The organism is Psychrobacter immobilis, from assembly GCF_904846225.1.
In the GTDB taxonomy this organism is placed as follows: domain Bacteria; phylum Pseudomonadota; class Gammaproteobacteria; order Pseudomonadales; family Moraxellaceae; genus Psychrobacter; species Psychrobacter immobilis_F.
The window spans coordinates 191,193-202,696 of record NZ_CAJGZJ010000001.1 but is presented as its reverse complement, the minus strand read 5'-3'; the positions used below and the strand labels follow the sequence as shown (position 1 = coordinate 202,696).

Below are 11,504 nucleotides of genomic sequence, written 5' to 3'. Positions count from 1 at the left end.
TGACAATGATTGGCGTCATAAGTTGTCAATTCTCATACCAAGCTTGTTTTGGTTTCGTAAGCCAAGCCTTCTCTAACGGTTTTACCCATGCTTGAGCTGGCGTGGACGAAAGCCAGTTGCTAGTAATACGACGCCATAAACCAATGCGCCTACCGCACACATGATAAGCAGAGCGGCTATACGTCGCCACTGAGCATCGTCAGCTGGGAAGTAGGGCAGCATGATATAAAGCACACCAATCATAGCACTCGTCGCAATCGCAAATTGGGTAAATAACTTTTTCCAATGGCTACCAAAGCGGAAGATGTCACGTTTGTGCAAGAAATAATATAACAAGCCTGCGTTCACAAAGGCCGCCCCTGTGGTCGCCAACGCCAAGCCGCCATGCAGTGGTATTTTTAAAAAGTAAAATATACCGATAAAAATGACACTAAAAATCATATTGGCAAAGACGGAAGCAATACCAATTTTTACAGGGGTTCTGGTGTCTTGACGCGCAAAAAACGCTGGTGCAAAGATTTTAATGAGCATAAACCCCAAGATGCCACCAGCCATACTGCGTAACGCCAGCGAGCTCATTTGCGCATCGCGTAGGGTAAATTCACCGCGCAAAAATAGCGCTTGCATCAGCACGTCTGCCAGTATAAATAATGCAGCTGATGAAGGAACACCCACTAAGATAATTAAGCGCGCGGCCCAATCAATGGTCTTTTTAAAGTTGACATCGTCTTTTTGCGCTTCGCTTTTCGATAAGCTTGGCAAAATAACGGTGCCGATTGCCACGCCAATCAATCCTAATGGTAACTCGCTCATACGCTCTGCGGCATATAGCCAAGACACCGAGCCACCAATCATCAATGAGGCAAAAATCGTGTTTAATAATAAATTAATCTGAGTGACAGAGACGCCAAAAATAGCAGGAAGCATGAGTTTTAAAATGCGGCGAACGCCTTCGTGCTGAAAGTCGAGTTTTGGCGCGACCAGCAGTTTTTGTTGCCATAGCTGCGGCAGTTGTAATAAGAGCTGCAGCACGCCTGCAATGGCAACCGCATAACCGAGCGCCATGATTGGTGTATCAAACATCGGCGCAAAAATCAGCGCGCCACCAATCATACATAAGTTTAACAACACGGGAGCAAAGGCTGGAGCGGCAAAACGTCCGTAGCTTTGCAAGATACCGCTAGCAAAAGCGGTCATGGAAATAAATAATAAGTATGGAAAGGTCAGACGTAGTAATTCAGCGGTAATCGCGAATTTACCAGGTTGGTCCGCAAACCCTGGCGCAAACAACGTCACCACCCACGGTGCCATCAAAATGACAACCACGGTGAGCATGGACAAAATCAGTAATAATGCGCCTGAGGTGCGACTGACTAAAATCTGAACCTGCTGTAAGCTATATTTTTCTTTATATTCAGACAGTACTGGCACGAAAGCTTGGCTAAAGGCGCCTTCTGCAAACAAACGCCGTAAAAAGTTGGGTATCTTAAAGGCCACCAAAAAGGCATCCATCAGACCACCAGCACCAAAAACACCTAACAATACGACATCGCGTACCAAACCCAAAATACGAGACAGCATGGTCATACTGCTGACCACCATGGTTGAACGAAATAACCGACTTTTTGCCATGAGAACCTATTATGCTAAATTGTTGACTGATGGTTGTGTGCTTATTTGCTGGTGAAAAAAAACTGGCAAATTATAGCACTTTCATAGCGGAGATAAATGGATTGGATGTGGAAATGATAGGTATGGTTAGTCAGCGTTAATTCTCAAGGTTTTTGGCGACCATTTCACGCAACGTGACCCATTCAAAATAATCACCGGGGTCCGTTTTGCGTCCCGGCGCGATATCACTATGTCCAGTCAGATGCCGCCGCGTTTTAGGATAAGCTTCATATATAGCGGTAATAACTTGCGCAAGCGTCTCATATTGTACAGCGGTAAAGGACAAAAAATCTGACCCTTCAAGCTCAATGCCAATGCTATAATCATTACATTCAGGTCGGCCAAGATAGCTTGATCTACCTGCGTGCCACGCGCGTTCGTCGAAGTTTACAAACTGAGTGATTGCTCCATCACGTTCGATAAAAAGGTGCGCTGATACTTCTGCCCCTTTAATAGTCTCAAAGTAAGGATGGGCACTCCAGTCCAATTGATTGGTAAATAATGCCTTTACATAGTGAACACCATCGGTATCGCACGCGCCGAATTCATTGGGTGGTAAGCTGATATTATGAATAACAATAGTGTCAATGCTGGTGTCTGCCGGTCGCATATTGCTGTTCGGTGACGTAAGCCATGTCGCCGTTGATAATCGGCCAGCGCTAATGGTCATTGGTGATGTTGTAGCCATAATATTCTCTTTTAACCAGTTAGGGCGTGTTTGATATTAACAAAGATGCAGCTAACGCCTGTATTTGATAGCTTTTTATAAAGCAATAATAAATATTTTTTAGAGTATGTAAGTTGACGATCCAGCAGACACTATTCATCAGCCCATCATAGCGCAATCAGCGTATGAACCATAACGTGCGAGGTGTAACCGCCATGTCTATAAAGTCTATTTCTCCGTCTGACGATTGTACCCTAACCACCATTAGTCAGCGAGCCTGTTTGCCACTCGCTATTGCAGGCTTGCTACTCTCTAGCCAAGCGCAGGCTTTGTTACCAACACCGCTATCAGTAGTGGCAACAGGGGAGTTAGCATCGTCGCCACAAAATACTGAGATAGATGAGGCTGCTAGTACCGCGCCATACAATAATAGTGTCAAAACAGATATTAATAGTGTCAAAACAGATATTCAAGGGTCAGAAAACGTTCAATCCATACAAAACAGTAAGTCGGAGGCATTATTAGCCAACTGGCGCGAACAGGTCAAAACAAAAAATCTCGCCCAGCATACAACATGGCGACGTCTATTGTATTTTTTGGATGATAAAAAAGGTTTATTGGGTAAAAATAAAAACGTCAGCGTCGTTGAGGATCCCAGCTTTTTTTTGAGTAAGAATGGTCAGCGAGATTCAGGCGCAGAGCTTGATATGACATTGGTCGCACTCGTTAACGAAATGACTATGACGGTTAAAGATAATACGGCGAAAACGCGTGATAGCACCTCGGTACTGTGCCGCTTTCCCGCGCGCGTTCGATGGTTGAGTGAGACTTTAAATATTGATGCGACAGATCTGCAAGCTGACTGTCCTGAGCTTGATGAGTGGATTGAGAAGATTGCACCAGAGCAGCTATCGATTATGTTTGCGCAAGAGTATTTAGACAATCCTACCTCTGCCTTTGCTCATACTTTATTGCGTATTGACTCAAAAGCAAGCGTAGCCGATCCAAGCCAAATTCATCATGCTTATGCGCTCAATTATACGGTGGACGGTAATCCAGCGGATAGCTTCCCAGTATATGCGGTAAAATCTATGATTGGCAGCTATGATAATGCGATAGAGATTGATCCTTATCCAGAAAAGCTCGCTACCTATCTACAAGACGACGAACGTGATGCATGGACATATCAGCTGGATTTGACACCCAGTGAGGTGCAACAAATCATGCTGCACGTTTGGGAAACCAAAGATTTAAAAATGCCCTATTATTTTGCCACTGATAATTGTGCCTCCGAGATTTTACGTTTGATTGATGTGGTACGCCCGCAGCAACATCTATTGAGTCAGCTGCCTTATGTCGTTATTCCATCAGACGTCGTAAGGTTACTCAATAGTGAGAATCTACTCGCCAGTACCAATTATACGCCTGCTGATAGTACCTTACGCCAAGCCCAGCTCAATAAGGTTAAACAGCAGCGTGAGCAACTCGGTTATCACAATAGTACAAAACAGACTTTTAATGACATTAAGTCTGCACAGCTCAATCCTGTGTCGAGTATGTCAAGTGATAGTCAGACCTTACTTCAGCGTCGTATTGCGGTGTCGGACAATAATCCGATAGATAGACATCCATTACAAATGGCTCAAATTGGTATTGGACAACGCGGCGATGATAATTATGTCGACCTCGGGCTACGTGCAGGCTTTCATGATACGCTTGATCGCCCATCAGGTTTTGCGCAGTTCTTTAACTTAGAAGGTGCCGCTGCAACCTTGCGTCTATATGACAAAGAGGACAACAACGGCAGTGGTAACCGTAATCACCAGCCAAAAAGTGTGGTCTTGCAGAATCTTACTTTGGTGCGTGGACGCTCTTTTAATCCCGTCAATTCTGCCAAAAAAGGCAAAACGTGGGGCGCGACGATAGAGGCAACGCGCGTTAATGATGGCTCGCAACGAGATGGGACTGATCATCTAGTGGGCAGTCTGGGTTACGAGAGTGGCTGGTCGTGGGCATTTGGCACACCGAAAGCTAACGCAGGTGAGATGCCGCCCCAGCTATGCTACACATTACTATCAGGAACGACGCAAGGTGGACGAGGTCTTAATAATGGCTTTCGCGTAGGTGCTGGGGTAAATGTAGGCTGTCGTTACCAGATTAACAATCAGTTACGCGCGCAGGCTGAATTGCAACTGCCATATTGGTATCATGGCAGCAGCGATGAGCCTGATGTACGTGGTCATTATTGGCAACCGATATCGACTGTAGGCTTGCAGTACGATATTGACAAAAAACAAGCATTGCGGATTAATGCCAATTATGACTGGCAAGAACGCGTTGATGCCAATGACGATGTACAGCTATCTTATAGACGATACTTCTAACAATTTAGCTTTCAGATATTTAGCTTTTCGGCATTTAGCTTTTGGACGTTTGGTAAAGATAAGGATAGATGATGAGTACTCAAAATTTCCTGATTATTGGACAAGGTGATATCGGTTTACCAGTGACGAATAAGCTGGCACAGGATGGTTGGAACGTCACAGGGCTGGCACGTGGCGCGCGCCATGATTATGCTTTGGATGATCAAGCGACTTTTATGCAAGCCGATGCGTTGACACTGACCGCTGCTCAACTGCAAGACTTTACGCATATTGCGATTATTGTGACTCCTGATGAGTATTCGACCAGCGGTTATAACCATAGTTATTTGGCCATTAATCAGCATTTTGCAGCATTTGCCGCTAAATTAACCAATCTTGAGCGCGTTGTTTTTATTTCCTCAACAGGGGTTTATGGGCAAGATAATGGCGAATGGATTGATGAAAATACCGTGCCTATGACACCTGAGCGCGACGCGTCAAAAGTCATACTACAAGCAGAACAAGCATTGCAACATGGTCTTGGTGACAGAGCCGTTATTATTCGTCCCAGCGGAATTTATGGACGCGAGCGCCTCATGCGTCTGCGTAAAGTCCAAGAGCCAGACAAAGAGCCAGTAGCAGCCGAGCATTGGAGTAATCGTATTATGGATCGTGATTTGGTCAATATTATTGCCAACGTACTGACCTGCGATGCACCAAAACCTATGTATCTGGCTACTGATTATCTGCCAGTAACGACGTTTGAGCTGACTACATGGCTCAGTAAGCAGGTTGGTGAAAATCCTCCTGCTATTGATAACGAAAAAACAGAAGTGACAGGAAAGCGCTTACACAGCAACATTCCATTAGCTTGGCTGGATTATCCTGATTGGCAATTAGGTTACACTGATATTTTGCGCCATCAAGCCTAAATTGTAACTAGTATAATTGCTCGATTTAATTTTTTATATCTGATAGCTTACGGAGATTTCATGACCCAGCCTTCTACTTCTGACAATCGCTTACCCAGTGCTGGCTTTACAGAAGTAGGCGGTAAGCTTATAGAAGGCAACAGTAAGCAGTCGTCTATTTCACCCGATAATAATCAACCTGCGATTGTACATCCTAATTTCGATCCCAATCAGTCGCTAATAGACCCAGCTAGGCCTTTGACGGATATTCCAGAACCAAAGCGACCGCCAAATAGCCAATTGCGTCGGCTTTATGGTCAGTCGGTGCGGTTTTATCAGCCCATTGAGGCCAGCTTGTCAAAATGGGCGCTGATTGCTTCAGAGCCTTTGGCCGAGCATTTGTCATTATTAAAAGCGGCACAGCTCATCGATTTGCCAGACAGTTTTTATCAAAATCACAGCGAGCAATTATTAATATCGTCGTTGAGTGACCTGAATTTGTTGGATATGTCGGACATACAACGGGCGATTCGTGCTTATCCCAAACTGCATCGTTATGGCTTTACCTTTATTGATAGTCCGGTAGAGGCGGTCAACAGTGCTAGCAAGTTTACTAAAAAGACCAATGCCTCTTTGCACGCGTTGACCAAACGCTATAATCCGGATGAGCTGCTTAATAGTCTGTATGCTGAGGACTGGCAAGTGGTTTTACAGCCGCAGCAGTTTGAGACAGGCGAGGGCAGTTTGGCTACGGATATTATGGCGTGTAGCGTCGCAGTTCATGCTTTAAAACATTGTCATACGCGTAAAAGTATCAATCAACGCTATAGCGCAGTGCAAATTTGTCAGCATGTACGCAGCTATTTACTCAGTCAGATTGGTCTTGAACCATCACAGCGTCATGCGTATCGTCAAATGCGGGTTTTTGCAGGACATATTATTGTTGCCGCTTATCATTTGGGCTGGGACATACAAGTGGCTGCTGATGGGCAATGTTATTTTAATGTGTCATCACGCAGCGGATTATTGACTCGTTATCCCAATATGCAAGATTATGACATCAATGGTTGGTCAAGCTGACTCGTAATGCGTACAATAATGCAAATTTTTTGCCCTTCTTTTTGCCAATAGGAATGCCATAATGTCCAACGTTCAAAACACTTCTTTCTCATCTCATGAATTTATTCAGCTAGCTTTAGACAATCAAGTCCTTAAATTTGGCGCGTTTGTGCTCAAATCTGGCCGTATCAGTCCGTACTTTTTTAATGCAGGTTTGCTTGCGACTGGTGAGATGTTATCGTTATTAGCACGTGGTTATGCCGATGCCTTAGCTGAGCAAATGAATGCTTCAAATGATGGTATAACAGAGCAAGAGCTGGTGATCTTTGGGGCAGCCTATAAAGGCATTCCATTTGTAGCAGCAACCGCGCAGGCACTATGGACTCATCATGGCATCAATGCCAAATGGGGTTATAACCGCAAAGAAGCCAAAACCCATGGTGAAGGTGGGAATCTGGTGGGTGCTGATGTCAGTGGTAAAGCGGTCTGGGTGCTTGATGATGTCATTACGGCGGGTACCGCCATGCGCGAAGTGGTTGAGATTTTAGAGCAAGCGGGTGCGAGCGTTGCGGGTATTATCGTGGCCCTTGACCGCAAAGAAAAAGGTCAAGCTGAGCATTCTGCGATTCAAGAGCTTGCCGCGACGCTACAAGTACCGGTGCGAGCGCTTATCGATATCGATGATTTAATTGGTTATTTGGCAGATGACCATGGCGGACAAAGCGGCCAGTACAAAGATGCGACCCAACTTGCAAAAATGCAGCATTATCGCGAGCAGTACGGCGTATAGTGCGTTGTAGAATGTCGTTATAAGCGATTTTTTATGCTGAATAAACTATAAATTTGACTGAGTCGTCTATATCTGTTTATTTATAATAAAACATAAGTGAGCCCTGCTATGAGCCAAGAAAATATTATGAGCCAAGAAAATCAAAAAAAATCCTTAAAAATTCTCATCATTATGGACCCAATTGAGCGGGTCAATTATAAGAAAGACACCAGCTTAGCAATGATGTGGGCAGCCCAAGATCGTGGACACAGTCTAGGCTATTGTCAGATTCACGACTTGTGGTTGGATCGTGGTCAATTGATGGTCGATACGCAGCCAGTTACGGTCAAACGTGATCCTAAAGATTTTTATACATTAGGCGATAAGACCACGAGTCCGGTCAGCGATTATAATGTCATTTTAATGCGTAAAGACCCGCCGTTCGACATGCGTTTTATTTATGCCACTTATATGCTGGACCATGCCAAAGCGGCAGGTGTATTGGTCGTCAATGACCCGCAAGCGATTCGCGACTGTAATGAGAAACTATTTGCTACTTGGTTTAGCGATTATATGAGCCCAACGATAGTGACCAGTAAGCAGGCACACATTCGAAAATTTATCGCTGAGCAGCAAGATGTCATCGTAAAGCCATTAGATGGTATGGGCGGAACTGGTATCTTCCGTTTGACGGCTGATAGCCCAAATATCGGTGTGACACTTGAGATTTTAACTGAGCTTGAGACTTTGCCGATTATGGCGCAGCGTTATTTACCAGAGATTAAAGAAGGCGATAAACGTGTATTAATCGTCGATGGCGTAGTAATCGATTATAGCTTGGCTCGTATTCCAAGCAAAGGCGAGACACGTGGCAATCTTGCCGCTGGCGGTAGTGGTGTAGCTATGCCGCTGACCGATATCGAACGCCAAGTGGCAGAAGTGGTGGCACCCATTGTCAAAGAAAAAGGTCTGATGTTCGTTGGTTTAGATTTAATCGGTGGGCGAATTACTGAGATTAATGTCACGAGTCCTACTTGCGTACGTGAGATCGATGATCAGTGTGGTACAGACATTGCGACAGACTTTATTGTCGCTATTGAAAATAAACTGACACTTTGAGCCAAGCAGCAATGATAGCGTAATTTATCATTAAAAGTTGTGCACAATGATCAAAAATAGCTGTGCTAAGATATTTTGATAACACATGGTTAAAGATGCCTTTTCTATAGTTTTTTAGCAGTGTTTATTAAAGCGAAGCCAAAATTGCTCACGGCTTGGATTTTTGTTGTTTACGATGCATAAAGTGCTGTATATCAGCCAACGATTTACACTATACTATGCGGGCTTTTATAGGGTCCTGATTTGTCGATGGCTGGAATGGCCGTGGGATAATAAGTCCTTCATATAAATAAAGAAAAGATAGGCAGGCGTTCATGAAAACACCGCATATACTAATGATGGCTGCTGGTACAGGCGGGCACGTGTTTCCAGCGTTGGCCGTTAGCGATGAATTGACGCAGCGCGGTGCTGTCATTCACTGGCTCGGAACGCCAAATGGCATGGAAAACGGCTTGGTCGAACCGACTGGTTATCAGTTTCATGCGATCGATATGCAAGGTCTGCGCGGTAAAGGGGTAAAACGCTTGCTAAAGTTGCCGGTGACATTGTTGTCATCGACGATGGCGGCTATGAAAATTATCCGTAGCAATCAGATTGATGTTGTCGTCGGCTTTGGTGGTTATGTGACAGCACCGGGTGGCATTGCTGCTCGTCTGACGAAAACGCCACTTATTATTCATGAGCAAAATGCCATTGCGGGTATGAGTAATCGCTATCTGTCCAAGATTGCGACCAAGGTATTGCAAGCATTTGAGCATACCTTTAATAATAGTGAGCTTGATGCAAAGCTCGAGACCGTGGGCAACCCAGTACGTAACGCTATTACGGGCGTTGCTGAACCCACTATGCGCTACGATATTCAAGATGACTCACCTCTTAAATTGCTGGTGGTTGGTGGGTCACTTGGTGCGCAAGTATTAAATGAGACTGTACCAAAGGCGTTGGCATTGATAGCGTGTCCTTTTGAAGTCCGTCATCAGTGTGGACGCAATAACGAAACCGCGACGCAAGCCGCCTATGACGAGCAAGATTTGAGCATTCACCAGTATGTGGTACAGCCTTTTATCGACGATATGGCGGCTGCTTATAATTGGGCGGATATCATTGTTTGCCGAGCAGGGGCACTGACGGTTACCGAAATTCAAAACGTCGGCATTGCCGCTATTTTTGTACCACTACCGCACGCAGTGGATGACCATCAAACCGCTAATGCGCGCACTTTGACGATGCACGATGCGGCCATTTTATTACCACAGTCTGAGCTAACACCGCAGCGTTTGAGTGATGAGCTTGATACTCTTGACCGCCGTACTTGTTTAGAGATGGCCAAAAAAGGTCACGCCCTTGCCAATCGTAGTGCGAGTAAGCAAGTTGCCGAACTTATTTGGCAAACCTTGTAGGTCATGTTCTCTATAGCCGATTTTTATAGCTGATGGACTTTACGACCCAATTATTTTGATTCACTACATTTTATTTGCCTTTAATAAAGAGAAATACTTATGCCTACTTCTGCGAAAGCCTTACCCAAGCGTTTGATTGAAATACCAGAAATGCGCCGTATTCAGCATTTGCATTTTATTGGTATTGGTGGCTCGGGGATGTGCGGTATCGCGGAAGTAATGAATAATCAAGGCTATCAAGTAAGCGGTTCTGATATCGCTGATAGCTTGGTTACTCAACGTCTAGAGCAGATTGGTATTAAGATATCGATTGGTCATGACTCTAAGAACATCGCCAATGCGGATGTCATCGTCGTATCGTCAGCGATTGATCGTAGCAATCCAGAAGTGAAAGCGGCACTTGAAGCACGCCTGCCAGTGGTGCGTCGTGCTGATATGCTGGGTGAATTGATGCGTTATCGTCATGGTATTGCTGTTGCTGGCGCGCATGGTAAGACCACAACGACCAGTTTATTGACCACGATGATGGCAGAAGGGCAGCTTGATCCGACGTACGTGATTGGTGGGAAGTTAAATGCTTCTGGCAAAAATGCGGCACTTGGTAGTAGTCGTTTTTTGGTGGCAGAAGCCGATGAATCTGATGCATCCTTTTTATCATTGCGTCCGATGGCAGCGATTGTGACCAACATCGATCAAGACCACATGGAAACTTATGGCAACAGCTTTGAGAAATTAAAAGCGGCTTATATTCAGTTTTTACACAATATGCCATTCTATGGTTTGGCCGTGGTGTGCGGTGATGATCCAGAATTATATGCGATGATTGATGACATTGGCCGCCCAGTACTTACTTTTGGTCTTGAGCCATTCAACGATGTACAGGCAGTCGATTTGGTCACTGAAGGCACCAAAACTCATTTTACCGTATTGCGCCGTGACCGTGAGCCATTACGCCTGACACTAAATATTCCGGGTACTCATAATATCTATAATGCCTTGGCTGCTATCACTATGGCGACCGATGAAGGCGTAGACGATGAAGCGATTAAACGGGCCCTGCAGAAATTTGAAGGAGTAGGCCGCCGCTTTGAACAACACGCGTCCGTAGATATCGGTGATGGCAATGTTTTATTAATTGATGATTATGGCCATCATCCAAAAGAAGTTGACGCCACCATCAAAGCCGCTCGCCAGAGTTTCCCTGATCGTCGTTTAGTGATGTTATTTCAGCCACATCGTTACAGCCGTACACGTGACTGCTATGATGATTTTGTCGAAGTCCTCTCTAGTGTTGATGAGCTATTACTATTAGAGGTCTATTCAGCAGGCGAGAGCCCGATTGTAGGCGCTGATACCAAGTCATTGGCACGTAGTATTCGATTGCGCGGTGAGGTTGAGCCGACGATTATTGATAAAAATAATCTAGAATCTGTAATGCAGCGCTTGTTGCAAGCCAATGACATGCTTATTACTCAAGGTGCTGGTAATGTGGGGCAGATAGCTGTCGATTTGGCCGCTAACAATCTTTATATTCAGTAAGCTAAA

At 44.9% G+C, this 11,504-nt stretch carries 9 protein-coding genes; 7 read left to right on the top strand and 2 right to left on the bottom strand.

Annotated elements, in window-relative coordinates:
* Positions 1 to 81: 81 nt before the first annotated feature.
* Both murJ and ampD read right to left on the bottom strand, forming a co-directional pair.
* On the bottom strand, positions 82 to 1,632 hold the full coding sequence (gene murJ / locus JMX48_RS00880; RefSeq protein WP_201533272.1) for a murein biosynthesis integral membrane protein MurJ: 1,551 nt from the start codon (positions 1,630 to 1,632) through the stop codon (positions 82 to 84).
* A gap of 136 nt (positions 1,633 to 1,768) precedes the next feature.
* Positions 1,769 to 2,359, bottom strand: coding sequence for a 1,6-anhydro-N-acetylmuramyl-L-alanine amidase AmpD (gene ampD / locus JMX48_RS00875; protein ID WP_201533270.1), 591 nt, complete (start codon positions 2,357 to 2,359; stop codon positions 1,769 to 1,771).
* Between the two features lie 194 nt (positions 2,360 to 2,553).
* Between ampD and JMX48_RS00870 the strand changes: the two genes are divergently transcribed.
* The 7 genes from JMX48_RS00870 (at position 2,554) to murC (ending at position 11,498) form a co-directional block, all read left to right on the top strand.
* On the top strand, positions 2,554 to 4,722 hold the full coding sequence (locus JMX48_RS00870) for a DUF4105 domain-containing protein (RefSeq protein WP_201533268.1): 2,169 nt from the start codon (positions 2,554 to 2,556) through the stop codon (positions 4,720 to 4,722).
* A gap of 71 nt (positions 4,723 to 4,793) precedes the next feature.
* Positions 4,794 to 5,633 (top strand): SDR family oxidoreductase, encoded by an 840-nt coding sequence (locus tag JMX48_RS00865; RefSeq protein ID WP_201533266.1) that lies wholly within the window; start codon positions 4,794 to 4,796, stop codon positions 5,631 to 5,633.
* A 60-nt stretch (positions 5,634 to 5,693) separates the two neighbouring features.
* On the top strand, positions 5,694 to 6,692 hold the full coding sequence (locus tag JMX48_RS00860) for a hypothetical protein (RefSeq protein ID WP_201533264.1): 999 nt from the start codon (positions 5,694 to 5,696) through the stop codon (positions 6,690 to 6,692).
* A 61-nt stretch (positions 6,693 to 6,753) separates the two neighbouring features.
* The gene (pyrE, locus tag JMX48_RS00855; RefSeq protein ID WP_201533262.1) at positions 6,754 to 7,461 is read left to right on the top strand and encodes an orotate phosphoribosyltransferase; all 708 of its coding nucleotides are present in this window, start codon (positions 6,754 to 6,756) and stop codon (positions 7,459 to 7,461) included.
* A 126-nt stretch (positions 7,462 to 7,587) separates the two neighbouring features.
* Entirely contained in the window at positions 7,588 to 8,559 is a 972-nt protein-coding gene (gshB, locus tag JMX48_RS00850; RefSeq protein ID WP_201533575.1) for a glutathione synthase, read from the top strand.
* Between the two features lie 314 nt (positions 8,560 to 8,873).
* Positions 8,874 to 9,959: an undecaprenyldiphospho-muramoylpentapeptide beta-N-acetylglucosaminyltransferase gene (gene murG / locus JMX48_RS00845; RefSeq protein ID WP_201533260.1), complete on the top strand. Its 1,086-nt coding sequence runs from the start codon at positions 8,874 to 8,876 to the stop codon at positions 9,957 to 9,959.
* A gap of 99 nt (positions 9,960 to 10,058) precedes the next feature.
* Positions 10,059 to 11,498 (top strand): UDP-N-acetylmuramate--L-alanine ligase, encoded by a 1,440-nt coding sequence (gene murC, locus JMX48_RS00840; protein WP_201533259.1) that lies wholly within the window; start codon positions 10,059 to 10,061, stop codon positions 11,496 to 11,498.
* Positions 11,499 to 11,504: the final 6 nt, after the last annotated feature.

What these genes read in the sequence shown, in the direction of transcription:
- murJ (WP_201533272.1), bottom strand. Translation starts at nt 1,632, where the DNA reads ATGGCAAAAAGTCGGTTATTTCGTTCAACCATGGTGGTCAGCAGTATG.
- ampD (WP_201533270.1), bottom strand. Translation starts at nt 2,359, where the DNA reads ATGGCTACAACATCACCAATGACCATTAGCGCTGGCCGATTATCAACG.
- JMX48_RS00870 (WP_201533268.1), top strand. Translation starts at nt 2,554, where the DNA reads ATGTCTATAAAGTCTATTTCTCCGTCTGACGATTGTACCCTAACCACC.
- JMX48_RS00865 (WP_201533266.1), top strand. Translation starts at nt 4,794, where the DNA reads ATGAGTACTCAAAATTTCCTGATTATTGGACAAGGTGATATCGGTTTA.
- JMX48_RS00860 (WP_201533264.1), top strand. Translation starts at nt 5,694, where the DNA reads ATGACCCAGCCTTCTACTTCTGACAATCGCTTACCCAGTGCTGGCTTT.
- pyrE (WP_201533262.1), top strand. Translation starts at nt 6,754, where the DNA reads ATGTCCAACGTTCAAAACACTTCTTTCTCATCTCATGAATTTATTCAG.
- gshB (WP_201533575.1), top strand. Translation starts at nt 7,588, where the DNA reads ATGAGCCAAGAAAATCAAAAAAAATCCTTAAAAATTCTCATCATTATG.
- murG (WP_201533260.1), top strand. Translation starts at nt 8,874, where the DNA reads ATGAAAACACCGCATATACTAATGATGGCTGCTGGTACAGGCGGGCAC.
- murC (WP_201533259.1), top strand. Translation starts at nt 10,059, where the DNA reads ATGCCTACTTCTGCGAAAGCCTTACCCAAGCGTTTGATTGAAATACCA.